The sequence below is a fragment of the Microbispora sp. NBRC 16548 genome, from assembly GCF_030268985.1.
Taxonomy (GTDB): domain Bacteria; phylum Actinomycetota; class Actinomycetes; order Streptosporangiales; family Streptosporangiaceae; genus Microbispora; species Microbispora catharanthi.
In genome coordinates, this window is record NZ_BSSF01000021.1 from 54,555 (window position 1) to 81,211 (window position 26,657).

Consider the following 26,657-nt stretch of genomic DNA (forward strand, 5'->3'; position numbering starts at 1 on the left):
GCGCGGGGTAGGGAGCACGAGGGGGAGGTGTCGAGATGTCCGAGCAGCACCACCCGGTCACCGGCGAGCACAAGTACGAGCAGGAGATCGCCTCCTCGGGGGAGCACGAGGAGCGCCCGGGACGCAGCCTGATCACGACCGACCACGAGGTGATCAGGCGCTGGGCCGAGGAGCGGGACGCCAAACCCGCCACCGTCCCCGGCACCGAGCACGAGGGCCGTCCAGGGGTTCTCCGGTTCGACTTCCCGGGCTACGGCGGCGGCGACCTGAAGGAGATCTCCTGGGACGAGTGGTTCACGACGTTCGAGGAGCGCAAGCTCAACTTCATCTACCAGGAGCACCGCAAGGACGGCAGCCCGAGCAACTTCTTCCGGCTGGAGAACCCCGAGCGCGAGGACGCCTGAGTCAGGTCTTCTCGCCGTCCCGTGCGGCGGCGCTCGCCGACCGGAGCAGGCCGAGTTCGGCGGCGTAGTCCTCCAGCTTGGTCCGCAGCTGCCGGCGTCCCCGGTGCAGCCGTGACATGACCGTGCCGATGGGGACGTCCATGATCTGCGCGATCTCCTTGTAGGCGAAGCCCTCCACGTCGGCGAGGTAGACCGCCAGCCGGAAGTCCTCGGGCAGCTCCTGCAGCGCCTGCTTCACCCGGGAGTCGGGCAGCCCCTCCAGGGCCTCCACCTCGGCCGACTTGAGCCCCGACGAGGTGTGCGAGGCCGCCTCGGCGAGCTGCCAGTCCTCCACGTCCTCGGTCGCGGACCGCTGCGGCTGCCGCTGCTGCCTCCGGTAGGTGTTGATGTAGGTGTTGGTCAGGATGCGGTACAGCCAGGCCCGCAGGTTCGTGCCCTCGCGGAACTGGTGGAAGTTGCTGAAGGCCCGCATGTAGACGTCCTGCACCAGGTCTTCGGCGTCGGCGGGGTTTCGAGCGAGCCGTAGGGCGCCGGCGTAGATCTGGTCGATGTACGGCAGCGCGTCCCGCTCGAACCGCAGCCGCCGCCGTTCGACCGCCGTGTCGTCGACGATCGTCATATCCCCACCTCCTTGAGAGCCTGCCTCTATCAGTTACGACCACTTTGTCCGGTCCGGTCGCACCCGTCCGCCTACCCCTGGTCTCCCTTTCAACACGGCTCGCGCATCTGTTTTCGGCTACCGCGCCCCGTCCCGCGACCTGACCGAATGTCCGCGCCACCCGGGGGTACGCGAAGACGGAGAGGCAGCAGCCCGAGGAGGAGGCTAGGCCATGCCGAAGGACAACGCGGGGCCGGAGCACCTGATCCCTGACCGGCTGCCGCCGCTGGCGCAGTCACCCGACGTGGAGCCCGGAGCGGACCTGGACGGCGGCGCGTCCGGCGACTGGCACGCCCCCGGCGCCGACTCGCCCGACGACGTCGAGGAACCAGCCGACGTCGAGGAACCCGCCGACGAGTGACCCGGGCCGAATGACCCGCACCGGATGACGCAGGGTCGGGGCGGCGTTCAGGCGGCGTCGCGGCGACCGGCCGGCGGGACCGTGCCGCCGGGAGCAGGGCCGCCGGGAGCAGGGCCGCCGGAAGAGGGTCCGCCCGGGGTGCGGTCTCCGGGAGGCGGCGGGGCGAGGTCGGCGCCGCGCGGCGTCCGGTACGGCTCGCGCGCCCGCAGGTCCACCGTCTGGATGGTCCGGCTGATGTCGGTGGGGGTGACCAGGCCGACCAGGTGACCGTCGTCGTCGAGCACCACGGCCCGGCCGTCCGTGCTCCCGCTCATCCGCTGGAGCAACTCCGTGAGCTGGTCGCCGGGGCGGGCGGTGGGCACGTCCGACGGCGGGCACGCGATCTCCCGCAACCTGGTGATCACGCGGTCGTCGGGTGGCACGCGCCGAACACGGCCCAGCGTCACCAGTCCCGCGAACCGGCCGTCGTCGTCCCGCAACGGATAGGTGGACAGGTGATGGCGCAGCACGAGCCGGTCGACCAGGCCGGCCACGGTCTCGTCGGGGTGGGCGACGACCGGATCACGCGACATCACCTCACCCACCGTGATCCCGTGCAGAGCGGCGTCGATCTGCGTCTGCTGCTCCTCCGCGGTCGCCGCGTTCACCAGGAACAGGCCGATCAGGGCCAGCCAGAACCCCTGGAGGCTGAGACCGGAGACGAGGTTGAGGAAGCCGATCGCGATCAGGACGTAGCCGAAGACCCGGCCGGCCCGGGCGGCGGCCACGGCGGCCCGCAGGCGGTCGTGCCAGCGCGCCCACAGGAAGGCGCGCAGCACCCGGCCGCCGTCCAGCGGCGCGGCGGGCACCAGGTTGAACACGGCCAGCAGCACGTTCACCGCGGCCAGGTAGCCGAACATCCCGCTGATCAGCGGCGGTGCGCCGATGACCGAAACCCCCCAGGACAGGAGGGCGAAGAGGCCGCCGAGCACGACGCTGGTCAGCGGCCCCACTCCGGCGATCTTGAGGTCGGCGCCGGGGGAGCGGGGCTCCCCGCGCAGTTCCGCCACCCCGCCGAGCAGCCAGAGCGTGATGCCGTTGACCTCCAGCCCGTGCCGTTTGGCGACGATCGCGTGGGCCAGCTCGTGCGCGAGCAACGAGGCCAGGAAGAGCAGAGCCGACACCACCGCGGCCAGCACGTACGCCGCCGTCGAGAGGCCGGGGAAGGCGATGGGGAAGCGGCCGAAGGCCAGCCCGATCACCAGGATCACGACGATCACGACGACGCTGATGTTGAGCCCGACCGGAACCCCGCCCACGCGGCCGAGACTGATCGACGATCGCATCCTGCCACCCCCCCGGCCCTCCGCTGTGACTGGCCTACCCACAAAGGCGCAGGTCAAGCGGAGGACGGGGACTTGGAGACGTCGACGCGCAGTCAACGGGACGCCGCCGGAACCGCCGTGCGGAAACCGTGTGACCGTGTGAGAACCGGAACCCGCTCGTGGTGCTCCGGCGACGTAATCGTGGGCAGCGCCTGACCGGCCTCTGGCTAAAGTTGTTGGCCTGCGTTACGTACCGACCGTCGAAGGACTGTCGTCATGTCCGATTCATGGGCTGTGAAACGCCAGCTGGCCGACGCGCTCAACGAACACGATCTGGAGGGCGTGCTCGATACCTTCAGTCCGGACGCCGTCCTCGTCTCGCCCTTCGGTGTGGCGGAGGGACATGAGCAGATCGCGTGGATGTACGAGCAGGTCTTCAAGAGCTTTCCGGACTTCCAGCTGATCGTGTGGTACGAAGCCGTCACCTGCGAAGCGCCCTTGATGGTGGAGTGGACGGCCACGGGCACGCACCTCGGGCCTCTCCTGCTGCCGAACGGGCGCGAACTGGAGGGGACCGGTCGCCCGGTCACCTTCCGCGGCACCTGCGCGTCCTTCGTCGAGGACGGCAAGATCAAGACCCACCGGGAGTACTTCGACCAGTTGGAGCTGTACACCCAGCTCGGTCTGTGTCTCACGGAGGCCCCGGGCTGAGCGCTTGGGGCGTGCTCGGCGCGGCGGCCGCGGACCTCGCCAGGTATGTCCGCGGCCGCCGGGGTCTCACCTCAGATAGATGTTCGGCCTGGCGGGGGTCGCCATGCCGTCCCCGAGGAAGAAGCCCGTGTGGGGCGGCTGGTTGTAGGCGGTGTTCTGCCAGGCGACCGCCACCCGGTATACCGGGTCGTGCATCAGCGTGTAGATCTGGCGGCTCGCCGCCGTGGTCGTGCTGTAGATCCGCAGGGCGGTGTTGTCGCTCGTCGGCCAGACGACCTCCTCGCGCCAGTCGCCGAACAGGTCGGCCGACAGGGACGGGGTGGACTTGGTGCCGTTGTTGGAGTGCACCCCGGAGGCCGTCAGCAGCCGGGTGTCGCCGCTCGTGCCGTACTTGTCGATGTGGGTGCCGTCGAGCAACTCGCGGACGGGGTCGGCGTCCCACCATGCGAGGAAGTTCGCCGAGCCCGGCTTGCGCCCGACGTTCTGCCCCTTGGTGTTGTAGACGCCGCTGACGGCGGACGACCACGACTCCGCGCCCGGGCTGCCGGACCAGACGTCGTCGGAGACGCCGCGGCCGTTGTCGCAGCCGCAGGAGGCGTTGCTCCAGATGATCGAGCCGGTGCGGGCGTCGGCCATCCACGCCGCGGGCTTGCTGGTGTCCTCGTCCACCTTGAACACCTCCAGCCCGGCGCGCGACGGGTCGAGGTCGCCGACGTGCAGGGCGTCGCCGTGGCCGTTGCGGGTGTTCCACAGCGCCGAGCCGTTGTCGTTGATCGCCATCGCGCCGAAGACGATCTCGTCCTTGCCGTCGGCGTCCACGTCGGCGACGGCGAGGTTGTGGTTGCCCTGCCCCGTGTACTGGCTGCCGGCGGAGTCGGAGTCGAACTTCCACCGCTCGACGAGCGAGCCGTTGCGGAAGTCCCAGGCCGCGATGACCGTACGGGTGTAGTAGCCCCGCGACATGATCAGCGACGGGCGGGTGCCGTCAAGGTAGGCGGTGGCGGCGAGGAAGCGGTCCACGCGGTTGCCGTAGGAGTCGCCCCACGAGGAGACCGTCCCGCGCGGCGGGTCGTAGTTGACCGTGGACATCGCGGCGCCGGTCTGGCCGTTGAACATCGTCAGGTATTCGGGACCGGACAGGACGTAGCCGGAGGAGTTGCGATAGTCGGCAGAGGAACTGCCGATGACCTTCCCGGTGCCGTCCTTGGTGCCGTCGGCGGTCTTCATCGCCACCTCGGCCTTGCCGTCGCCGTCGTAGTCGTACACCTGGAACTGCGTGTAGTGGGCGCCGGCGCGGATGTTGCGGCCGAGGTCGATCCGCCACATGCGGGTGCCGTTGAGCTTGTACGCGTCGACGAACACGTTGCCGGTGTAGCCGGACTGGGAGTTGTCCTTGGAGTTGGACGGGTCCCACTTCAGCACGATCTCGTACTGTCCGTCGCCGTCGAGGTCGCCCACGCTCGCGTCGTTGGCGCTGTAGGTGTAGGCCACCCCGTCGGGCGTGGTGCCGCCGGACGGCGGCTGGATGGGCACGTCGAGGTGGTCACCGCCGGTGAAGCGCAGCGACGTCTCCGACGCCGCCTGCTCCGCGCCGTTCACCACGGCCCGCACGGTGTACGTGGCGTCGGCGGCGGCCCCGGAGTCGAAGTAGTTCGTGGAGTTGGTGATCGGCGAGGAGTTCAGCTTCGTCGAGCCCCGGTAGACGTTGAAACCCGTGCCGATGCTCTCGGTGCCGAGCAGGCGCCAGGAGACCAGGTTGCCGCTGCCCGACCGCACGCTGATCAGGCCGCGGTTGAGGTCCTCCATCTGCCGCGCGCCCGCGGGGATGCTCGTGGGACTCGCGGAAGGGCTGGGCGTGGGGCTCGGGGTGGGGCTGGGCGTGGGGCTCGCGGAGGGCGACTGGGTCGGGCTCGCGCTGGGACTCGCGCTGGGACTCACGCTGGGACTCGCGGTGGGGCTGCTCGTGACCCCGCCGGTGCAGGTGGTGCCGTTGAGCGCGAAACTCGCGGGCACGGGGTTGGACGAGTCGTTCCACGAGCCGTTGAAGCCGAACGACGCCGTGCCGCCGGTGGGGATCGAGGCGTTGTATCCGGCGTCCTTCGCGCTGACCTGCGCGCCGCTCTGGGTGACCGTGGCGTTCCACGCCTGCGTGACGGTCTGGCCGGCGGTGTACGACCAGGTGAGCGTCCAGCCGGCGATCGCGTCGCCGAGATTGGTGATCGTGACGGCGGCGCCGAACCCGCCCTGCCACTGGTTGGTCACCTGGTAGTCCACCCGGCAGCCCGCCGCAGCCGAGGCGGGCAGGGCCGGCAGGACCCCGGCCCCCGCGAGCGCGGCGGCCGAGGCCACGGCGGCGACCAGAGCGGATCTTCGTCGTGTGGTCATCTGGAACTCCATGAGGGGGTGCCGATGGGGGTGCGGCGTTCGGCCGTGAGGGCGCCGGAAGCACGGACGTGATCGGGGTTCTCCGAGGCGGGACCTCCGGGGTCGGACCTGCCCCGGCGGGTACGGTGCGACGGGATGCGCCGGGGTGCGTCATCACAACGCGAGACCGGCGGTGTGGTCAATCAGCTCCGATTCACCAATGTGAACGCAATCATCCGAGGCGTCCGGGTATGTCGATCTCGGCTGGTAGGAGCCGCCCTGGGGGCGTCACCTGCATCCCGACATCGCGCGCCGATCGGTGAAATTTTCACTCCCGTATGCCGTACGGATCTGTGAACGATCACAGATCTGACCTCTCACCCCGGCCCCCAGGCTCGTGCGGAGCCGCTGCATCCGCCCCGGCGTTCCGGTTCGAAGTCCCTTAAGGGAGCCGTCGCGCGTGCGGCCGGTCGGGGAGGAGAACCGCTCATGCCACAGCCCGCCACGGTGATCGTCGTCGGCGCGGGGCTCGCGGGCCTCGCCTGCGCCTGGCACCTGCGTCAGGAGGGGGTGCCGGTCCGCGTTCTGGAGGCGTCCGACGGCGTGGGCGGCCGGATCCGCACCGACCTCGTGGACGGCTTCCGGCTCGACCGGGGTTTCCAGATCTTCAACACCAGCTACCCCGAGGTCGGCCGGGTCCTCGACATCGGCGCACTCGACCTGCGGCGGTTCACCAACGGAGCGATGATCTTCAGGGACGGCCGGCGCGAGCGGGTCGTGCTGCCCTGGCGGCACCCTCGGCACGCGCTCAGCGGTTTGCTCGCCCCGGTGGGCACGCCGTTCGACAAGGCGGTGCTCGCCGCGGTGACCGCCCGCGACCTGCTGCTCCCCGACTCCCTCGTACGGCGGCGCGGCGGCGCCGAGCGCACCACCCTGGCCGAGCTGCGGCGCTGGGGCGCGTCTCCCGAGATCGTCGAGAACCTGTTCCGCCCCCTCCTCGCGGGAGTCGTGCTGGAGCGGGAGCTGGAGACCTCCGGCAGGATCTTCCACCTCCTGTGGCGGTCGTTCTCCCGCGGCAGGATCGGCGTGCCGGCCCTCGGCATGGAGCGGGTCCCCGCTCAGCTCGCCGCCCGCCTGCCGGAGGACGCGATCTCGCTGGAGACGCAGGTCAGCGCGCTGACCCCCGACGGCGTGGCCCTCGCGGACGGGGGAGAGATCCCGGGCGCCGCCGTGGTGGTGGCGGTGGACCCGCCCACCGCGGGACGGCTGGTGCCCGGCCTGCCGGTGCCCGCCATGCGGCCGGTCACGACCTTCTACCACGCCGCCCCTGCCTCGCCTCTCGGCGAGCCCACGCTGGTCGTGGACGCCAAGGGAGTGATCACCGACACGATCGTGGTCACCGATGCCGCGCCCGAGTATTCCGCCGACGGCCGCGCCCTGATCTCCACCTCGGTCCTCGGCGTCCACACGGACCGGGACGAGCCCCGGGTGCGGGCCCGGCTCACGGAGATTTACGGTGACACTGTCTATGGCGACACCTCGTCGTGGGAGCACGTCGCCACCTACGCGATCGAGGCGGCCCTGCCCGCCATGCCGCCCCCGATGCCGCTGCGCCGCCCGGTGAGCCTCGAGGTCGTGGGGCTGGGCGCCCGGCGCTACGTGTGCGGCGACCACAGGGACACCGGCTCCCACCAGGGCGCGCTGGTCTCCGGCCGGCGGGCCGCCCGGGCGGTGCTTGAGGACCTGCGCCGGACGGCGCGGGTCCGGGGCGGTCGCACCGTCCCCACCTCTGGCCCGGCCCCGGGCCCGGCCCGTCAGCCCTGAGGCGCCGCGCCTACCTGTCGCCGTTGCCGGGCAGGTCCAGCCAGCGCTGCATGCAGACCATGAGCTCCTCGGCGTCCACCGGCTTGGTGACGTAGTCGCTCGCGCCCGACGACAGCGTCTTCTCCCGGTCGCCGTGCATGGCCTTGGCGGTGACCGCGATGATCGGCAGCTGGGCGAAGCGCGGCATGGACCGGATGGCGGCGGTGGCGGCGTAGCCGTCCATCTCCGGCATCATGATGTCCATCAGCACCAGGTCCACGTCGTCGTTGCGCATCAGCACGTCGATGCCCTTGCGGCCGTCCTCCGCGTACAGCACCTGCATGCCGTGCAGTTCGAGGATCGTGGTGAGCGCGAAGACGTTGCGCACGTCGTCGTCCACGACCAGCACCTTGCGGCCCACGAGCGCGCTGTCGACCTTCCCGAACTCGTACGCGCCCTCCTCCGAGGCCGGCTGCACGAGCGGCAGTACGCTGCCGGGCTCCTCGGCGGACAGGTGCAGCGTGATCCGCTCGCGCAGCTCGTCGAGGCTGGGCAGGCGCTCCAGCGGCTGGTTGCGGGAGCGCACCTGCAGCAGGTCCTCCTGCGGGCGCGACAGCTTGCGCGAGTGGTGCGCGAGCACCGGCAGCGCGCGCAGCGCGGGATCGGAGTCGAGCCCCTTGAGGAAGTCGGCCGCGGCGTCGTGCGGCATGCCGAGATCGAGCACGACGCAGTGGACGCTCTCCTGCCGCAGCATCGACAGCGCGGAGTGGGCGTCGCTCGCGGTCGACACCTGGACCGGCCCGTGGGTGTCGTGCAGGTCGGCCGCGACGCTCTGGGCCAGCATGGACAGCAGGCCGCCGGGCCTGGCCTCGACGACCAGCAGGCGGCGCCCCGCCCTGCCGCCGTCCCGGCCGCCCGAGGTCTGCGCCGCCGCGGGCGCATCGTACGGGGCGATGGAGTGCGGGGCGACCAGCGGCGGCTCCTCCTCGCGCGCCCCGGGTTCGTCCCTCTGCGCGCCGTCGACGTGGGCCAGCGCAAGGTAGAGCGTGAACGTGCTGCCCTCGCCCAGCGTGCTGGTCGCGCGGATCTCGCCGCCGAGCAGGGTCGCGATCTCCCGGCTGATCGACAGGCCGAGGCCGGTGCCGCCGTACTTGCGGCTGGTGGTGCCGTCGGCCTGCTGGAAGGCGTCGAAGATCTGCGAGAGGTTCTCCGCGGCGATGCCGATGCCGGTGTCCACCACGTGGAAGGCCAGGATCTCCTGGCCGGCGGCGTCCGGCAGGTCCACGTCGGCCGCCCGTTCGATGCGCAGCTCGACCGAGCCCGCCTCGGTGAACTTGACCGCGTTCGACAGCAGGTTGCGCAGCACCTGCCGCAGCCGCTGCTCGTCGGTGAGCAGCTGGGCCGGCACGTCGGAGGCCACCGTCACCCCGAACCGCAGCCCCTTCTGGGTGGTCAGCGGACGGAAGTTGGCGTCCACGTAGTCGAGCAGCTGACGCAGGCTGACCGGCTCCGGCGTGATGTCCATCTTGCCGGCCTCGATCTTGGACAGGTCGAGGATGTCGTTGATGAGCTGGAGCAGGTCGGTGCCGGCCGAGTGGATGACGTTGGCGTACTCCACCTGCTTGGGCGTGAGGTTGCGGGTGGGGTTCTGGGAGAGGAGCTGCGCCAGGATGAGCAGCGAGTTGAGCGGGGTGCGCAGCTCGTGGCTCATGTTGGCGAGGAACTCGCTCTTGTACTTGGACGCCAGGGCGAGCTGCTGGGCCCGGTCCTCCAGCTCCTGACGGGCCTGCTCGATCTCGCTGTTCTTGGTCTCGATGTCGCGGTTCTGCTGCGCCAGCAGCTCCGCCTTCTCCTCCAGCTCGGCGTTCGAGCGCTGCAGTTCCTCCTGCCGCACCTGGAGCTCGGTGGCGAGCCGCTGCGACTCGGCCAGCAGCGCGTCGGTGCGGGCGTTGGCCACGATCGTGTTGACGTTGACGCCGATCGTCTCGACGAGCTGCTCCAGGAAGTCCCGGTGGATCTTGGCGAACCGCCCGAGGCTGGCCAGCTCGATCACACCGAGCACCTGGTCCTCGACCACGATCGGCAGCACGATGAGGTTGACGGGCCCGGTCTCGCCGAGACTGGACGACACGGTCAGGTAGCCCGGCGGGATGTCCTCCACCAGGATCGTCCGCCTGGCCTGCGCGGCCTGGCCGACCAGCGACTCGCCGAACGCGTAGCGGCGCGAGGTGTCGCGGTGGCCGTAGCAGCCGACCACTCGCAGCTCCGCGCCCGCCGCGGTCTCCTCGGCCAGCAGGAAGGTGCCGTGCTGCGCGTTGACCAGCGGGGCGAGCTCGTTCATGACCAGTTCGGCGACCGCCGACAGGTCGCGGTGGCCCTGCATGAGCCCGGAGATGCGGGCGAGGTTGGTCTTGAGCCAGTCCTGCTCCTGGTTGGCCCTGGTCGACTCGCGCAGGGACTCCACCATGGAGTTGACGTTGTCCTTGAGGTCGGCCAGCTCGCCCTCGGCGTCGACGGTGATCGACCGGGTCAGGTCGCCGGAGGTGACCGCGCTGGTCACCTCGGCGATGGCGCGCACCTGGCGGGTGAGGTTGCCGGCCAGCTCGTTGACGTTCTCGGTCAGCCGCTTCCAGGTGCCGGACACGCCCTCGACCTCGGCCTGGCCGCCCAGCCGTCCCTCGCTGCCCACCTCGCGGGCCACGCGGGTGACCTCGGCGGCGAACGAGGACAGCTGGTCGACCATCGTGTTGATGGTCGTCTTCAGCGCGAGGATCTCGCCGCGGGCCACGACGTCGATCTTCTTGGTCAGGTCGCCCTGGGCGACGGCCGTGGTGACCTGGGCGATCGAGCGCACCTGGTTGGTGAGGTTGTCGGCCATCGAGTTGACGTTGTCGGTGAGGTCCTTCCAGGTGCCCGCCACGTTGGGCACCCGGGCCTGGCCGCCGAGCTGGCCCTCCGTTCCCACCTCGCGGGCGACGCGGGTGACCTCGTCGGCGAACGCGCTCAGCGTGTCGACCATGGTGTTGATGGTCTGGGCGAGCGCGGCGACCTCGCCCTTGGCCTCGACGGTGATCTTCTGGGACAGGTCGCCCTTGGCGACCGCCGTGGCGACCTGGGCGATCGAGCGCACCTGGCTGGTGAGGTTGGACGCCATCACGTTGACGGAGTCGGTCAGGTCCTTCCAGGTGCCCGACACTCCGCGTACGGTGGCCTGGCCGCCCAGCCGTCCCTCGGTGCCGACCTCGCGGGCGACGCGGGTGACCTCGTCGGCGAACGAGGACAGCTGGTCGACCATCGTGTTGATGGTCTCCTTCAGCTCCAGGATCTCGCCGCGGGCGTCGACGCGGATCTTCTGCGACAGGTCGCCCTTGGCGACCGCCGTGGTCACCTCGGCGATGCTGCGCACCTGGTCGGTGAGGTTGTCGGCCATGACGTTCACCGACTCGGTCAGCGCCTTCCACGTGCCGGAGACGCCCTTGACGTCGGCCTGGCCGCCCAGCCGTCCCTCGGTGCCGACCTCGCGGGCGACGCGGGTGACCTCGTCGGCGAACGCGCTCAGCGTGTCGACCATGGTGTTGATGGTCTGGGCGAGCGCGGCGACCTCGCCCTTGGCCTCGACGGTGATCTTCTGCGACAGGTCGCCCTTGGCGACCGCCGTGGCGACCTGGGAGATGTTGCGGACCTGGCTGGTGAGGTTGCCGGCCATGAAGTTCACCGAGTCGGTGAGGTCGCGCCAGGTGCCGGAGACGCCCTTGACGTCGGCCTGGCCGCCGAGCTGGCCCTCGGTGCCGACCTCGCGGGCGACGCGGGTGACCTCGTCGGCGAAGGAGGACAGCTGGTCGACCATGGTGTTGACGGTGTTCTTGAGTTCGAGGATCTCGCCGCGGGCGTCGACGGTGATCTTCTGGGAGAGGTCGCCGCGGGCCACGGCCGTGGTCACCTGGGCGATGGAGCGGACCTGGCTGGTGAGGTTGCCGGCCATGAAGTTGACGGAGTCGGTGAGGTCGCGCCAGGTTCCGGCGACGCCGGGCACCTGCGCCTGCCCGCCCAGCCGCCCCTCCGTGCCCACTTCGCGGGCGACGCGGGTGACCTCGTCGGCGAAGGACGAGAGCTGGTCGACCATGGTGTTGACGGTGTTCTTGAGTTCGAGGATCTCGCCGCGGGCGTCGACGGTGATCTTCTGGGAGAGGTCGCCCTTGGCGACGGCGGTGGTGACCTCGGCGATGGAGCGGACCTGGCTGGTGAGGTTGCCGGCCATGAAGTTGACGGAGTCGGTGAGGTCGCGCCAGGTTCCGGCGACGCCGGGCACCTGCGCCTGCCCGCCGAGCTGGCCCTCGGTGCCGACCTCGCGGGCGACGCGGGTGACCTCGTCGGCGAAGGACGAGAGCTGGTCGACCATGGTGTTGACGGTGTTCTTGAGTTCGAGGATCTCGCCGCGGGCGTCGACGGTGATCTTCTGGGAGAGGTCGCCCTTGGCGACGGCGGTGGTGACCTCGGCGATGGAGCGGACCTGGCTGGTGAGGTTGCCCGCCATCGCGTTCACCGAGTCGGTGAGGTCCTTCCAGGTGCCCGACACCCCCGGCACCTCGGCCTGGCCGCCGAGCTGGCCCTCGGTGCCCACCTCCCGCGCCACGCGCGTCACTTCGGAGGTGAACAGGGAGAGCTGGTCGACCATCCCGTTGAAGACCGTCGCGATCTCCGTCAGCAGGCCGTCGCCGTCCTCGGGGAGCCGGGTGCCGAAGTCGCCGTCCCGTACGGCGGTGAGGCCGGCCAGGAGCTGCCGCAGATCCAGTTCGGGGTCACCGCCGGCGGCGCGTGCTGATCGCGCACGCTTCGCGGTGCCTGCCCTCTCGACCATGTCCACCCTCGCGATCACCGTCATGAACAGGAGAAAGAAAGCTTATAAAGCACTGCCGAACGCATCGGCCCCTGTGGCCGCGGCCGCGGACGCAGCGGGCACACCGGCCTGCAAGGCTACCGGGCGGACGATCCCCGCGGAGCGCCCTCACAGGCGACGTGTCAGTGTCGATCACGACTTCGCGGTACATCCGCGGCGTGCACGTACCGCGCCTGTGCTCCGTCTTCGCCGCGCCCGTGACCGCGCCGCGGGACAGAGGCGTGCGGTTCCCGTCGGGGGCATGCAGAACCACCGCGCGCGAGGCCCGGGCCTGAGCCTCATCCGGTGGAGTCGCGGCCGGCGTCGAACACCTTCTCGTAGTGCTCGCGCGCCTGCTCGACCACGGAGTCGTCGAGCCGCGCGACCGGCTCGACCTGGTCGACGAGCGGCTCGTGGTCGGGGCCGCGGGCCACCACACGACCGGCCAGCACCCAAGCGTGCCGGTCCTCGTCCTTCTCGGCCAGGTGCGTGTACTTGCAGATCTGACGGGCCAGCCAGTCACGCAGCGGGAGGGTCCACCAGCGCTCGGCGTCGAGCACGGTCACCGACAGGCCGGGCAGTTCCAGACGGCTCTCGTAGTCGATGCTCGGCTTGCCGGCGTCGGCGTCGGGGCCCTTGGAATAGCGCAGGTACAGCCCGGGCCGGTGCTCGACGAGCTCGGTCAGCTCGTCCAGGCTCTTGATCGTCGGTATCCCGCTCACCTCACCCCTCCACGCTCACGCCCGTCGCGTCTCCTTCCGGATGGTCACGCAGGGTGCGGAGCACGAACGCGCCGTACCGGACAACGGCTGCACCGGAAACGGGCGGCCCGTAAACGGTCCGTCGGCGGTGCTGTCCTCCTCTCCCCATCCGCCAACAGGGCAAACCCCCGTCCGGTGAGGGCGGGAGAGGACATCACGCACCGTGACGCCCGGCCGGGCGCCCGAGCTGCGCTGCTAATGCGCATTATTACCGCTATTACACCGTTGACGGGAGGACGGACGAGCCCGCAGTATGTCGTCTCAGCGCGACTAATGCGCATTAGCACCCGCGACAGGTGACTACATGCGGTGATGTCGCTCGCGCTCACCCCGACCCCGGATCCCTCGCCCCTGAGGAGTCGCCCCCCATGAACCAGGACATCGAGAAGGACCGCAATCCCGCCCTGCCCGTGATCGGCCGCCGCGGTCTGCTGGCCGCCGCCGGGGGAGCGATGCTCCTCGCCGCCCTGCCCGCCCGGGCCCGGCGGGCGGCCGCCGCGACGACGGGCCCGCTGCCGGACCTGGCCGCGCTGCCCGCCGGGGCTCCGGACCGCCGGCTGTTCGTCCCCACCGAGCAGCGCTACGCGCCCTACCTGATGATCCTCGCGCCGATGGTGAACGACATCGAGGACGCCGACCCGGCCACCTACGGCTTCTTCAAAGGGGGCTGGTGGCGCACTCCGTCGGCGCCGTACAACGCCCGGGTCCAGGAGCACGTCTACACGCTGGCCTGGTTCCACGCGAACGCCCGGCCCTGGAACCCGTACGCCGGCGACCCGGCGCTGCTCGCCGCGCTCGACGCGGCGCTGGGCCACTACCTCGGCCTGCAGCACGACGACGGCTCGTGGCCGGAGTACGACATCGACGAACGGGGCATGGCGCCCACCGGCTTCGCCATGGGCTACCTGAGCAAGACCCTGGACATCCTCCGGCGGTCCGGTGCGCTGCCGGAGCGCCAGGAGCAGATCAGAGCCGCTCTTCACCGGGGGATGACCTGGTTCCTCGACCCGGCGACGACCAAGGTGTGGCAGAAGAAGCCGCTGGCCTACGCCAACCAGACCACCTCGGGCCTGGCCGGGGCCTCACTCGCCCTGAACCTCGATCCCGATCCCGCGCTGCGCCGGCGCCTCGCGGAGGGTATCGCCAGGCTCGCCGCGGACGGCCAGAGCCCGGCCGGGTTCTTCTACGAGCAGCGCGGCATGGACATGAACTACAACTTCGAGGTCATGCTGCCGGAGATGGCCGACGCCTACCACCAGACGGGCGACCGGACGCTCGCCGGGATGGCCGGGCGGTTCGCCGACTGGCTGGGCTACAACCTGGTCCGCGAGCCGGACGGCAGCGGCTACATCAGCAACATCGCGCCGTCGACGCGCACCAGCAGCCGGTTCTACGACGACGTGCGGCCCGACCCCGACCGCACCGCGCTCAACTCGCTGTTCGTGCCCGAGGTGCCCGCGCTGGCGGCGTTCCTGAGCGCCCGCGAGGACCTGGCCGCCGCGCGGGCCGCCTGGGCGGCCGACACCGCCCCCGTGACCCCGGCCCAGAAGCAGGACACCTCGCCGCGCATCCTCGCCCACGCGATCCACGGCGAACGCTTCCCCACCAGGAAGGCGAAGGACAAGGCGGTCAGGAGCCTGCCGTACCTGAAGTGGAAGCACTTCGTGGAGATCCGCAGCGACCTGGGGCAGGACTTCGTGTTCGTCCGCCGTCCCGGCCTCTACCTCGGCGGCTACTTCGGCACCCGCGGGACGTCGTACGGCAGGACCGGCCTGACGTTCCTGTGGCACCCGGACGCCGGGACGATCGTGCACTCCCTGAACAACAACAACCAGGGCTGCTGGGGCACCGTGCGGGCGAACGGCGTGCCGGACAACGCGGGAGACCAGGCGGCCGAGTACTTCGCCGGCGAGCCGGGCACCGCCCCGTGGACCGGCGAGCACTCCAGGGGCGAGGGGACGTTCGGCATCCGTTACGGCGCCGCCGACGGGTCGATCCGCACGGAGGTGACGGTCACGCGCGACACCGTCCGCCGGGCCGTCCGCGCGTCCGGGGCGGCGACCGAGCAGATCCCGCTCGTCCTGCTGCCGACCGACACCCTCGTCTTCACCGACGGCACGCCCGCGCCGTATCACGCGAACACCACCGCGACGGCCGACGGGATCGACGTGCGCAGGGGAGCGGCGCTGATCCGGATCCGCTGGGGGACGGCTCGCGCGGCCTCGCTGCGCTTCGGCTCCTCGACGTACTTCCGCGACGCCAGGCGGCTCATCCACGTGCTGCGCGTCCCGCACGACGGCAGCGTCGACGTCGTCATCACGTGCGACTAATGCGCATTACTTCAGGATGAACACGTCTTGACGCGGGCATGCGCGGCTTCCAGAATGATGTTCTCTCTTCCGCTAATGCGCATTACCAGACAGGACCCCACGTGGTGACCAACCGCCGCCTCACCCAGCAGGACATCGCCCGCATGGCCGGTGTCAGCCAGACCACGGTCTCGCTGGTGCTGAACAACCGGTCCGACGCGGACGTGCGGATCGCGCCCGAGACCCGCGAGCGCGTGCTGCGGGTGATCCGCGAGACCGGGTACGTCGCCGACCCGGTCGCCCGGCGGCTCGCGGAGCGGCGCAACCGCATCCTCGGCGTGTTCACCTACGAGGCGGTCTTCCCGACGGCGAGCGCCGACTTCTACCACCCGTTCCTCGTCGGCATCGAGGAGTGCGCCGAGGAGATCGGCTGCGACCTGCTGCTGTTCACCAGCGCCAAGGCGTCGGGGGAGCGGCGGCGGATCTTCAACGCCGACAGCCGCATCCGGCTGGCCGACGGATGCGTGCTGCTCGGCCGCAGGGTCGATCGCGACGACCTGGCCCGCCTGCTGACCGAGAACATCCCCTTCGTGTCGGTCGGCCGCCGCGACGACGCGGGCGGGCCGGTGCCGTACGTCGGGGCCGACTACCCGCCGGCCGTACGCGCGCTGGTCGAGCGCGCGTACGGCCTCGGCCACCGGCGGCTGGCCTACGTCGGCGCCGGGACGGGCGCGGAGTCCCCGGCCGATCGCATGCGCGGTTTCCGCGAGGCGGTCGCCGCCGTCGGGACGGAGTGGATCCACGTGCCGGTGGCCGATCGCGGGCCGGGGGACGTCCTCGACGACCTGGCCGCGGCGGGCGTGACCGCCGCGTTCGTGGAGGAGTCCGCGGACGGCGTCGCGATCGTGCAGGCCGCCAGGGAGCGCGGCGTGGACGTGCCCGGCGAGCTGTCGATCCTCGCGCTCGGCGCCCCCACGCGGCCGGTCCACGTCGAGATCGACTTCACCGGGTTCCGCATCCCCCGGCGCGAGATGGGCCGCAGGGCCGTGGAACTGCTCGCCCAGGTGCTCGAACGCGGCGGAACGCCCCAGGAACTGCTGCCGTGCGAGTTCGTGGAGGGATCGACCCTCGCCCCCGCACGGTCCGAGGAAGGAAGGTAATCGCACGTGAGCGAGACAACGGCGGACGCGCTGGTCGTCGGCGGAGGGCTCGGCGGCGTCGCCGCCGCTCTGGCCCTGCTGCGGGCCGGCCGCACCGTGGTCCTCACCGAGGAGCACGACTGGCTGGGCGGCCAGCTCACCAGCCAGGCGGTGCCGCCGGACGAGCACTCGTGGGTCGAGCGGTTCGGCGTGACGGCGAGCTACCGGGCGTTGCGCGACGGGATCCGGCGCTACTACCGGGACCACTATCCGCTGACCGAGCGGTCCCGGGCCTGGCGCGAGCTGAACCCCGGCGCAGGACACGTGAGCCGCCTGTGCCACGAGCCGAGGGTCGCGGTCGCCGTCATCGAGGCGATGCTGGCGCCCTACCGGGGGTCAGGACGGCTGCGGGTGCTCCAGCCGTACCGGCCGGTGGCCGCGGAGGTGGACGGCGACCGGGTGACGAGCGTGACGGTGGAGCACCGCGACGGCGGCGGCAGGACCACGGTCACGGCGCCGTACGTGCTCGACGCCACCGAGACCGGCGAACTGCTGCCGATGACCGGCACCGAGTACGTCACCGGGTTCGAGTCGCAGGCCGAGACCGGGGAGCCGAGCGCGCCCGCCGAGGCGCAGCCGCTCAACATGCAGGCGGTCTCGGTGTGCTTCGCGATCGACCACGTCGACGGCGACCACACCATCGACAGGCCCGCCTCCTACGGGTTCTGGCGGGAGTATCAGCCGCCCTTCTGGGGCGACCGGCTGCTGTCGTGGCGCTGCCCGCACCCCCGCACCCTGGAGATCGTCGAGCGGTCGTTCACCCCCAACCCCGACGACGATCCGCTGTCGGTGGTGGCCGACCAGCGGCTCAGTCCCGGCGACGCCAACCTGTGGACCTTCCGCAGGATCGCCGCCCGGCGCAACTTCGTCCCCGGCACGTACGACAGCGACATCACGCTCGTCAACTGGCCCATGATCGACTACCTCGAGGGGCCGGTCATCGACGTCCCGGACGCGGGCAGGCACCTCGCCGCGGCCCGCGAGCTGTCGCTGTCGGTCCTCTACTGGCTGCAGACCGAGGCGCCCCGGCCGGACGGCGGCACCGGCTACCCCGGCCTGCGGCTGCGCGGCGACGTCACCGGTGGTGCCGACGGTCTCGCCCAGGCCGCCTACATCCGGGAGTCGCGGCGCATCAGGGCCCTCTACACGGTGGCCGAGCAGGACCTGTCCCTCGCCGTACGCGGCGACAAGGGCGCGGTCCGGTACGCCGACTCCGTGGGCGTGGGGATGTACCGCATCGACCTCCACCCGAGCACGGGCGGCGACAACTACATCGACGTGGGCTGCTCGCCGTTCGAGATCCCCCTCGGGGCGCTCATTCCCCGGCGGACGACCAACCTGCTGCCCGCCGGCAAGAACATCGGCACCACGCACATCACCAACGGGGCGTACCGGCTGCATCCGGTCGAGTGGAACATCGGCGAGGCGGCGGGCGCGCTGGCCGCCTTCTGCCTCGACCGCGGCACGACCCCGCACGCCGTACGCGAGGGCGACACCCTCCTCGACGACTACCAGCGCCGTCTGACGGACGACGGCGTCGAGCTCCGCTGGCCGCAGGTCGCCGGCTACTGAAAATCACGAACGTCGGGGGACGCACGGTAAGGAGACCGACGATGAAACCACTCGGGAGGCTGGCGGCCCTCGCGACGGCCGCGTTGCTCGCCACGGGGTGCGGCGGCGGGAACGCCGCCGCGCCGGCGGCGAGCGGCCCGCAGCCGCTCCGCATGACGATCTGGACCTCCAACGAGGCCCACCTGAAGCTGTTCAACGAGATCGCGGCCGAATACCGGAAGTCGCACCCGGACGCCGGGGAGATCAAGTTCGACCCCATCCCGTTCGAGAGCTACACCACCACGCTCACCACCCAGATCGCCGGCGGCAAGGCCCCCGACCTCGCCTGGATCCTGGAGGGCTCGGCGCCCGACTTCGTCTCCTCCGGGGCGCTCGTGCCGCTGAAGGGTGTGCTCGGCAAGGCGCAGGGCTACGACCTGGCCGACCTGACCCCCGCGGCGACGAAGCTGTGGGAGAAGGACGGCGAGCTGTACGCCTACCCGTTCTCGACCTCGCCCTTCGGCGTGTTCGTCAACGAGGACCTGCTCAAGGCGGCCGGGCAGAAGACCCCCGAGGAACTGATCAAGGCCGGGAAGTGGACCTGGGACGAGGCCCTGGCCATGAACGCCGCGGTGGCGAAGAAGGAGGGCAAGGGAGGTCTGATCATCCGCGACTTCGATTACAAGAACTGGGACAACCTGGCCTCGTTCTGGGGTGGCTGGGGCGCCAGGGCGTGGAGCGACGACGGCAGGACCTGCCAGTTCGACAGCCCCGAGATGGTCGAGGCGATGACGACCCTGCACAAGGCGATCTTCACCGACAAGGCCCTGCCCGGTCCCGGGACCAGCGTGGACTTCTTCGCCGGCGAGGCCGCCATGACGATCACCCAGATCTCCCGGGCGTCGCTGCTGCAGGACGCGAAGTTCAAATGGGACCTGGTGCCGCTGCCGGCCGGGCCCAAGGGGGAGTACGCCGTGTTCGGGCAGGCCGGCATCGGCGTGCTGAAGAACTCCCCGCACGCCGATCTCGCGGCCGACTTCCTCGCCTTCTTCACCGACCCGGCCAACTCCGCCAAGCTCGCGGCGTACTTCCCGCCGCCGCGGGCCGCCCAGCTCACCTCGGAGACGCTGGCCAAGAGCAACCCGCTGCTCAAGCCCGAGCAGTTGCAGCGCGTGGTGATCGACGGCATCGCCAAGGGCGTGGTCAAGCCCAACCACGCGGGCCAGGCGGAGCTGGCGCAGACCGTCAGGGCGGCGCTTGACCCGCTGTGGCAGCCCGGCGCCGACGTCAAGACCGTGCTGGACGGCGTCTGCGCGAAGATCCAGCCGATGCTGGGCGCGTGACGTGGCGGTGACGGAGATCGACTCGCGGGTGACGGCACGGGCCGCCACCCGCGGGGTCCCCTTCTGGAACACCCGCCGCCGGGACGTGCTCGCGGGCTACCTGTTCATCGCCCCCCAGCTCGCCGGAAGCGTCCTGTTCGTGCTGCTGCCGCTGGCGCTCGTCGGGTGGTACAGCCTGCACGAGTGGAACGTGCTGGCCGGCACCTTCCAGTTCACCGGCGGCGACAACTACGCCAAGCTCCTCGGCGACGCCAACCTGCGCTCGGTGCTGTGGGCGACCGCGCTGTTCTCCGTGGGCCTGGTGGCGCTCAACCTCAGCCTGGCCCTCCTGCTGGCGGTGCTGCTCAACCAGCGGTTGCGCGGCACGACGTTCTTCCGGGCGCTGTTCTTCTCGCCGGTCGTGGTGTCGCTGGTCGCCTGGACGATCGTCTGGCAGTTCCTGCTCCAGTCGAACGGCGGTATCAACGGCGTGCTCGGCGCGTTCGGCGTCACCGGGCCGAACTGGCTGCGCGGCGAGGCCACCGCGATGGTCTCGGTGATCGTCGTGCAGGTGCTGAAGAACGTGGGCCTCAACATGGTGCTGTTCCTGGCCGCCCTGCAGGGCGTGCCCAAGCAGCTCTACGAGGCCGCCCAGCTCGACGGCGCGGGCGCGTGGACCAGGTTCCGGCGGATCACGATCCCGCTGATCAGCCCCACGATCCTGCTCACGTCGATCATCACGGTGGTCGGGTCGCTCCAGGTGTTCGCCCAGATCGCGGTGCTCACCCAGGGCGGTCCCGGCATGTCGACCACCGTGCTCGTCTACTACCTGTACCAGCAGGCGTTCCAGTTCCACCACTTCGGGTACGGCGCGACCCTGTCGGTCGTGCTGTTCGCGATCGTCGCGGCCCTCACCCTCGTGCAGTGGCGGATGCGCAGGAAGTGGGTCTTCAATGAGTCGTAGAGCGAAGACCGCGGTGTACGGGCTGCTGTGCGTGCTCTGCGTGCCGTTCGTCTTCCCCACGTGGTGGATGGTCACCTCGTCGTTCAAGCCGGTCGGCGACATCTTCGCGTTCCCGCCGTCGCTGCTGCCCGGCCGGTGGGACGTCACCGCGTACCGGCAGGTGTTCCAGCTCCAGCCGTTCGCGCAGCAGTACTGGAACAGCCTCTACATCGCGCTGGTGGTGACCGCCGGCACGATGGCGGTCGCGGCGCTGGCCGGGTACGCCTTCGCGCGCATCCGCTTCCCCGGGCAGAACGTACTGTTCTTCGTCGTGCTGCTCGGCCTGCTCATCCCGAGCGAGGTCACGATCGTGCCGCTGTTCCAGCTGTTCAACGGGTGGGGGTTGACCGACACCCACTGGCCCCTGATCCTGGTGCCGATCTTCGGCGCGCCGAGCGTGCTGGCCACGTTCATCATGCGGCAGTTCTTCATCAGCCTGCCGGGTGAGCTGGAGGAGGCGGCCCGGGTGGACGGTCTCGGGCGGTTCGGCACGTTCGCCCGGGTGGCGTTGCCGCTGGCCCGGCCCGCCCTCGGCGCGGTGGCCGTCTTCACCTTCCTCCATTCCTGGAACCTCTACCTCGAACCGATCGTGTACCTGTCGTCCCCGGAGAAGTTCACGCTGCCGCAGGTGCTCACGCAGTTCGTCGACGCGTACGGCGGCCCGATGTGGAACGTGCAGCTCGCCGCGGCCTCGATGACGGCGATCCCGGTGCTGGTCGTGTTCGTCGTGGCGCAGCGGCAGTTCATCGAGGGGCTGGCTCATACGGGACTGAAAGGCTGAGGATGCACCCCAACCTCGACCCCGAGCTGAGGGCGGCCGTCGAGCGGGAGCCGCCCGCGTCCGCGAACCTGTCGGACGCGACGTACGAGGACCTCCTGGAGCTGCGGGCCCGGCGAGCCGCAGGCCTGGCCGTGGCGGCGCAGCCGGTGGGCGAGGGAGTCCGCGTCGAGGATGTGGTCGTCCCCGGCCCCGGCGGCGACCTGCGGCTGCGCGTCTACCGGCCGGCCGCCCAGGACGGCCCGCTGCCGGGGGTGTACTGGATCCACGGCGGCGGCATGGTGCTCGGCAGCCCCGAGGCGGACGACGCCCGTGCCGGGTCGTACGTGCGTCGCGTCGGCTGCGTGGTGGTGTCGGTGGACTACCGGCTCGCACCCGAGCACCCTCATCCCGCGCCCGTGGAGGACTGTCACGCCGGTCTCGCCTGGACCGCCGCCCACGCGGCTGATCTCGGCGTCGACGCCGGCCGGCTGGCGGTGGGCGGCGTGAGCGCCGGCGGCGGGCTCGCCGCGGGGACCGCGCTGCTCGCCCGCGACCGCGGCGGGCCCGCGCTCGTCTTCCAGCTCCTGCTGTGCCCGATGCTCGACGACCGTGAGATCACCACCTCCGGCCGCTCCTTCGAGGACGCCGTGACGTGGAACCGCGGCTCCAACCGGTTCGGCTGGGCGGCCCTGCTCGGCGACGCCGCCGGAGGCGAGGACGTGCCGGTCTACGCCGCCCCCGCGCGGGCCGCCGACCTGTCCGGCCTTCCCCCGGCGTACGTGGACGTGGGCGAGCTCGAGGTCTTCCGCGACGAGTGCGCCGACTACGCGCTGCGGCTGGCCCGGGCCGGGGTGTCGGTCGAGTTCCACCTCTGGCCGGGGGCCTTCCACGGCTTCGACACCGTCGTGCCCCGTGCGGCACTCAGCCGCCGGGCCCGTGCCGAGCGCGTCTCCGCCCTCACCCGCGCCCTGCGTTGAGGGTCTAGCCGCAGTACATCCACTTGCCTGCCGGGGTGCCGCCGCGGGCGAGGGGCTTGGAGCCGATCCTGACCGCCCCGGCGAACCGGACGCACCGGTGGTCGACGCCGTAGATGTGCACCGGGCCCGCGAACCACTTGTACTTCTCGCTGCCGCTGGCGGCCGCCTTGTCCGGGCCGTCGTACTTCTTGTTCCGGTTCCTGTCCACGAAGAGTTCGACGTACAGGTAGCTCGTCTTGCCGATGGAGGAGGGCGCCACCCGGGCGATGGCGCACTTCGCGTGCGCGGTGGGGCTCTGGTACAGCGTGACGGTGCCGTACGACTTCCCGTCCTTGGCCCCCTGGGTCAGCGGATAACTGGCCACCTTGCGGTACGACTGCCCGCACGACCCCTTGGGATACGCCTGCGCCGGCCCCGCGGGCACCAGAGTGAGGGCGGTGGCGGTGGCGACGGTCATGCCGCCCGCGGCCCAGCGAGTGATCTTCCGCGCCACCGTCATGCCGGCCTGCTTCCTATTGCACGGGTCAATCGTGATCCATGTGATAGGGAAGATTTCCGCTATCGCTGAGAGTGAGTGGACTATATGGCGGAGATCTACATGTATGCCGACGAAACCGGTAACATGGATATGGGCGGAACGGTCGGCGCGAGCGCTTATTTCGGCTTCGGTACCGCTATTTTTCGCGGAGAGCATGGCCGGGAGGTCTGGGAGGGCTTGCGGTTGCGCTGTGATTTGGAGAGGCGCGGCGTCCGACTGCCCAGGGGTCTCCACGCGAAGGACGACTCGCGTGCGACGCGTGATGAAGTCTTCGATCTTGTCGGGCGGCAACGGCCGCGACTCGACGTAACCTTCCTGTGCAAGGCCAGGGCTCATCCATCGGTACGCGAACGATCATATTGGCTGTACAAACTGGCGTGGTATGCGCATTTCAGGGGTTTGCTGCCGCTTATCAGTAAGCCGGGCGACACGCTGTATGTGATCGTGGCTACGCTTACCGCGAACCGACGGGTCATGAACGCCCGGCAGGCGCTTGCTGAGGTTTGTCGGGATTTGTCGGCAGATCGAGATGTCGTGCTCTGCGTGTGGGACGCACAAAGCACGTGGGGTATTCAAGTAGCCGACTATGCCTTGTGGGCGGTGCAGCGCAATCTGGAACGGCGGCCGTGCAAATGGTTTGAAAGTCACACACGGCCGCATCTGGCGTCGATGGCGACTCCCTGGGGCACCGCATGAATGAGGTCGGCTATCCCGGTCGCCCGGGAAGAGGTCCCCTGGACCTCTTGTCACCGACCGTGACTATTGGATGCCATGGCGTGATGTGCCGTCAAGCGGTTCGGTGACACTGCGGAGAGGCGTTTCCCTCGGCCGGGCGCTGTGGTCTCAGGGGCGCTGCTCGCGTTCGGCGAGGAGGCGGGCGGTCTCGTCGGATACCTCGCTCGCGAGGACCGCCGAGACCACGTCGATCAGATGGCTGGTGAACAGGCGGTCGTCCCGGGCCGGGGGGCCGCTCGCCCGGCGGGCCAGCTCGACGTACGTCATGCGGATCGCCATGAAGCGCTGGTGCAGGCGTACGGCGGCCTCGGGAAGCAGGGGGGCGACCAGTTCACGCCAGCGGTCGATGCTGCCGCCGCCGTCCTCGGGGAGGCTGGGCGGCACGCGGTGGACCAGTTGCTCCATGACGCGCAGGTAGTCCCGCCCGCCGTCGGGGTCGGCCAGCTTGGCGGCGGCCGGGCGGACGAGCGCGGCGGCGAGCGAACGCAGGGCGTCGGCCTGCGGCAGCGGGCCGCGTGCCTCGTACTCGTCCAGAAGCTGGTGGCGTCGTGCCTCGATCTCCGGGCGGTGCTTGGCGAGCACCGCCTTCAGCAGCCCGGCGCGGTCGCCGAAGTGGTACTGCAGCGCGGTGGAGTTGCGCTGCCCGGCGGCGGCGTTGATCTCGCGCAGCGACACCGCGTCGATGCCGCGCTCGGCGAACAGGCGTTCCGCGGCGTCCACGAGCCTCCGGACCGTGGTCTCCGCCGCCATCGTGCCTCCCTTGTCGCTCGTACGGCCAAAGGATACGGTATTTCAGGCGATCGCATTATTTGACGTGTAAGTCGCATTATCGTGCCCGAGGGAGGGCCATGGCCATCGACTTCACGCTCGCTCCCGAGCACGAGGAGATACGCGCGCGGGTGCGGACGTTCGTCCAGGAGACGGTGATCCCTGCGGTGAAGCCGTTCGAGGACTCCGAGGAGAAGGTCCTCACCCGCGAGGAGTACCTGCGCACGATCTTCGACCTGCGCCGCAGGGCCAAGCAGGAGGGGCTCTGGCTGCCGCACATGCCCAAGGAATGGGGCGGCATGGGCCTCGGCCACGTCGAGCTGGCCATGGTGCAGGCCGAGGCGGCCAAGACCAGGCTCGGCCCGTGGGTGCTCAACTGCGCGGCCCCCGACGAGGGCAACATGCACACGCTGCTCCACTGGGGCACCGACGAGCAGAAGGAGCGCTACCTGCGACCGCTGCTCGACGGCGTGAAGATGTCGTGCTTCGCGATGACCGAGCCCGAGGTGGCCGGCTCCGACCCGACCCTCATCCGTACGAGCGCCGTGAAGGACGGCGACGAGTGGGTGATCAACGGGCACAAGTGGTTCATCTCCAATGCCCGCAGGGCGGGCTTCGCCATCCTGATCGCCAAGACCGAGTTCGACCTGCCGGAGGGCGCGCGGGGCGCCAACACGGCCTTCCTCGTGGACCTGCCCGCCGACGGCTGGAACGACGTACGCGAGATCGAGACCATGCACGGCTCTACCGGCCACAGCGAGATCGTCATCACCGACCTGCGCCTGCCGGACTCTGCCGTGCTCGGCGGGCGGGGCAACGGCCACCGGCTGGGCCAGTACCGCCTCGGTCCGGCCCGGCTGGCGCACTGCATGCGGTGGATATCGCAGGCGGAGACGGCCCTTGACCTGATGGTGGGCAGGGCGCTGGACAGGTTCAGCCACGGATCGCCGCTCGCCGACAAGCAGGGCGTGCAGTGGATGATCGCCGACTCCGCCATGGAGCTCTACCAGTGCAAGCTCATGGTCCTGCACGCCGCCTCGAAGATCGACAAGGGTGAGGACTTCCGCACCGAAGTCTCGATGGCCAAGCACTTCGTGGCGAACAGCCTGAACCGGATCGTCGACCGGGCCATCCAGGTCCACGGGGCGCTCGGCTACTCGACCGACACTCCGCTGGCGCACATGTTCCAGCACGCGCGATGGGCGCGATTCGCGGACGGCGCCGACGAGATCCACCAGATGCGCATCGCCGAGCGCACCATCGAGGCGTACCGGGCCACCGGCTCGACCAGGGCCGCAACGGGAGGACTGCCGCTGTGAACACCGACGACATCTCCAGCAAGGTCGCGCTCGTCACCGGGGGCGCGGGCGGCATCGGCGCGGGTGTCGCCCGCCGCCTGGCCGTGCACGGCGCGCATGTCGTGCTGGCCGACGTCGACGCCGAGGCCGGCGCGCGCACCGCCGAGGAGATCGGCGCCGCGTTCGTGCGGACCGACGTGTCGCGGCTGGAGGACAACCAGGCCGCGGTCGCGCTCGCGGTCGAGCGGCACGGGCGGCTCGACCTCGCCTTCCTCAACGCGGGAGTCGCCTCGGGGTTCGGGCTCGGCGAGGACTTCGACCTCGCCCGCTACCGGCGCGCGATGGGGGTCAACCTCGACGGCGTCGTCTTCGGCGTGCACGCCGCGCTGCCTGCGATGCGGGCCGGGGGCGTGATCGTGGCCACCGCGAGCATGGCGGGGATCGTGGGCATCCCCTCCGATCCCGTCTACGCGGCCAACAAGCACGCGGTCGTCGGGCTCGTCCGCTCGCTCGGCCCACAACTGGAGCCCCTCGGCGTCCGGGTGCAGGGGCTGTGCCCGTCGTTCGCGGACACGGCGATCCTCGACGCCGAGGCCAAGGCGCTGCTGGACGAGCTGAAGTTCCCGATCCTCGACGTCGAGACGGTCGTCGACGCGTTCTTCTCGCTGCTGGCGAGCGAGGGCACGGGCGAGTGCTGGTTCGTGGTGCCGGGCCGCGAGAGCCAGCCCGTCGCCTTCCGCCGCGCCCCCGGCCCTCGCTGATCGCCGTCCCCGGCCAGGGGCCGGAACCCACCCGGCGGCGGCCTCGACGACCCGCCGCCGGGTCTGTTCCCGGCCGATGGCCGCGACGCCCACCGCAACTGGGAACGCCTCACGTCCCGCGCCGCAAACCCCCACCTGGCGCGCGGGGCCCGATGATCGGTTCCCGATAATGTGTTCGGCAGGAGCCGCCGGGG

The 26,657-nt window shown here is 70.6% G+C and carries 21 protein-coding genes; 14 read left to right on the forward strand and 7 right to left on the reverse strand.

Annotated elements, in window-relative coordinates; translation table 11 throughout:
* Positions 1-35: 35 nt before the first annotated feature.
* A complete protein-coding gene (locus QSK36_RS38455) occupies positions 36-404 on the forward strand; it encodes a hypothetical protein (RefSeq protein ID WP_183539996.1) in 369 nt (122 codons plus the stop codon).
* Position 405: 1 nt separating this feature from the next.
* Here QSK36_RS38455 and QSK36_RS38460 read toward each other — a convergent pair whose 3' ends face one another.
* On the reverse strand, positions 406-1,023 hold the full coding sequence (locus tag QSK36_RS38460) for a sigma-70 family RNA polymerase sigma factor (RefSeq protein ID WP_139576789.1): 618 nt from the start codon (positions 1,021-1,023) through the stop codon (positions 406-408).
* Between the two features lie 211 nt (positions 1,024-1,234).
* Here QSK36_RS38460 and QSK36_RS38465 point away from each other — a divergent pair, with 211 nt between their 5' ends.
* The gene (locus tag QSK36_RS38465; protein WP_285785785.1) at positions 1,235-1,423 is read left to right on the forward strand and encodes a hypothetical protein; all 189 of its coding nucleotides are present in this window, start codon (positions 1,235-1,237) and stop codon (positions 1,421-1,423) included.
* Between the two features lie 47 nt (positions 1,424-1,470).
* Here QSK36_RS38465 and QSK36_RS38470 read toward each other — a convergent pair whose 3' ends face one another.
* Complete coding sequence (locus QSK36_RS38470) at positions 1,471-2,748, reverse strand: site-2 protease family protein (RefSeq protein WP_285785786.1); 1,278 nt, start codon at positions 2,746-2,748, stop codon at positions 1,471-1,473.
* A gap of 255 nt (positions 2,749-3,003) precedes the next feature.
* On the opposite strand from QSK36_RS38470, the gene QSK36_RS38475 reads away from it, so the two are divergent.
* Complete coding sequence (locus tag QSK36_RS38475) at positions 3,004-3,438, forward strand: ester cyclase (RefSeq protein ID WP_285785787.1); 435 nt, start codon at positions 3,004-3,006, stop codon at positions 3,436-3,438.
* A gap of 66 nt (positions 3,439-3,504) precedes the next feature.
* On the opposite strand, the gene QSK36_RS38480 is transcribed toward QSK36_RS38475, so the two are convergent.
* Entirely contained in the window at positions 3,505-5,823 is a 2,319-nt protein-coding gene (locus QSK36_RS38480) for a rhamnogalacturonan lyase family protein (protein ID WP_285785788.1), read from the reverse strand.
* A gap of 468 nt (positions 5,824-6,291) precedes the next feature.
* On the opposite strand from QSK36_RS38480, the gene QSK36_RS38485 reads away from it, so the two are divergent.
* The gene (locus QSK36_RS38485) at positions 6,292-7,626 is read left to right on the forward strand and encodes an NAD(P)/FAD-dependent oxidoreductase (RefSeq protein WP_285785789.1); all 1,335 of its coding nucleotides are present in this window, start codon (positions 6,292-6,294) and stop codon (positions 7,624-7,626) included.
* A gap of 10 nt (positions 7,627-7,636) precedes the next feature.
* On the opposite strand, the gene QSK36_RS38490 is transcribed toward QSK36_RS38485, so the two are convergent.
* Both QSK36_RS38490 and QSK36_RS38495 read right to left on the reverse strand, forming a co-directional pair.
* Positions 7,637-12,487, reverse strand: coding sequence for a HAMP domain-containing protein (locus QSK36_RS38490; protein ID WP_285785790.1), 4,851 nt, complete (start codon positions 12,485-12,487; stop codon positions 7,637-7,639).
* Positions 12,488-12,780: 293 nt separating this feature from the next.
* Positions 12,781-13,203 carry a DUF6098 family protein gene (locus QSK36_RS38495; protein WP_285785791.1) on the reverse strand — a complete coding sequence of 141 codons (423 nt, stop codon included), beginning with the start codon at positions 13,201-13,203 and terminating at the stop codon, positions 12,781-12,783.
* 407 nt (positions 13,204-13,610) lie between these two features.
* Between QSK36_RS38495 and QSK36_RS38500 the strand changes: the two genes are divergently transcribed.
* The 7 genes from QSK36_RS38500 to QSK36_RS38530 all read left to right on the forward strand — a co-directional run bounded on the left by QSK36_RS38500 (position 13,611) and on the right by QSK36_RS38530 (position 22,363).
* A complete protein-coding gene (locus QSK36_RS38500) occupies positions 13,611-15,572 on the forward strand; it encodes a hypothetical protein (RefSeq protein ID WP_285785792.1) in 1,962 nt (653 codons plus the stop codon).
* Positions 15,573-15,673: 101 nt separating this feature from the next.
* Positions 15,674-16,711: a LacI family DNA-binding transcriptional regulator gene (locus QSK36_RS38505; protein ID WP_221264122.1), complete on the forward strand. Its 1,038-nt coding sequence runs from the start codon at positions 15,674-15,676 to the stop codon at positions 16,709-16,711.
* A 6-nt stretch (positions 16,712-16,717) separates the two neighbouring features.
* The gene (locus QSK36_RS38510) at positions 16,718-18,322 is read left to right on the forward strand and encodes an FAD-dependent oxidoreductase (RefSeq protein WP_285785793.1); all 1,605 of its coding nucleotides are present in this window, start codon (positions 16,718-16,720) and stop codon (positions 18,320-18,322) included.
* A 41-nt stretch (positions 18,323-18,363) separates the two neighbouring features.
* Positions 18,364-19,644 carry an ABC transporter substrate-binding protein gene (locus QSK36_RS38515; protein WP_285785794.1) on the forward strand — a complete coding sequence of 427 codons (1,281 nt, stop codon included), beginning with the start codon at positions 18,364-18,366 and terminating at the stop codon, positions 19,642-19,644.
* A gap of 1 nt (position 19,645) precedes the next feature.
* A complete protein-coding gene (locus tag QSK36_RS38520) occupies positions 19,646-20,587 on the forward strand; it encodes a carbohydrate ABC transporter permease (protein WP_220505640.1) in 942 nt (313 codons plus the stop codon).
* A complete protein-coding gene (locus QSK36_RS38525; RefSeq protein ID WP_182900284.1) occupies positions 20,577-21,407 on the forward strand; it encodes a carbohydrate ABC transporter permease in 831 nt (276 codons plus the stop codon). Before QSK36_RS38520 ends, QSK36_RS38525 begins: the two co-directional genes overlap by 11 nt.
* 2 nt (positions 21,408-21,409) lie before the next feature.
* Positions 21,410-22,363 (forward strand): alpha/beta hydrolase, encoded by a 954-nt coding sequence (locus tag QSK36_RS38530; RefSeq protein WP_285785795.1) that lies wholly within the window; start codon positions 21,410-21,412, stop codon positions 22,361-22,363.
* 4 nt (positions 22,364-22,367) lie between these two features.
* On the opposite strand, the gene QSK36_RS38535 is transcribed toward QSK36_RS38530, so the two are convergent.
* Positions 22,368-22,862, reverse strand: coding sequence for a hypothetical protein (locus tag QSK36_RS38535; protein ID WP_285785796.1), 495 nt, complete (start codon positions 22,860-22,862; stop codon positions 22,368-22,370).
* A gap of 84 nt (positions 22,863-22,946) precedes the next feature.
* Here QSK36_RS38535 and QSK36_RS38540 point away from each other — a divergent pair, with 84 nt between their 5' ends.
* Positions 22,947-23,597 carry a DUF3800 domain-containing protein gene (locus QSK36_RS38540; protein WP_285785797.1) on the forward strand — a complete coding sequence of 217 codons (651 nt, stop codon included), beginning with the start codon at positions 22,947-22,949 and terminating at the stop codon, positions 23,595-23,597.
* Positions 23,598-23,744: 147 nt separating this feature from the next.
* Here QSK36_RS38540 and QSK36_RS38545 read toward each other — a convergent pair whose 3' ends face one another.
* Entirely contained in the window at positions 23,745-24,386 is a 642-nt protein-coding gene (locus QSK36_RS38545; protein ID WP_285785798.1) for a helix-turn-helix domain-containing protein, read from the reverse strand.
* Between the two features lie 98 nt (positions 24,387-24,484).
* Here QSK36_RS38545 and QSK36_RS38550 point away from each other — a divergent pair, with 98 nt between their 5' ends.
* Both QSK36_RS38550 and QSK36_RS38555 read left to right on the forward strand, forming a co-directional pair.
* Positions 24,485-25,723, forward strand: a complete 1,239-nt coding sequence (locus QSK36_RS38550; protein WP_285785799.1) for an acyl-CoA dehydrogenase family protein — start codon at positions 24,485-24,487, stop codon at positions 25,721-25,723.
* Positions 25,720-26,463, forward strand: a complete 744-nt coding sequence (locus QSK36_RS38555) for an SDR family NAD(P)-dependent oxidoreductase (RefSeq protein WP_285785800.1) — start codon at positions 25,720-25,722, stop codon at positions 26,461-26,463. Before QSK36_RS38550 ends, QSK36_RS38555 begins: the two co-directional genes overlap by 4 nt.
* The last annotated feature ends 194 nt before the right edge of the window (positions 26,464-26,657 follow it).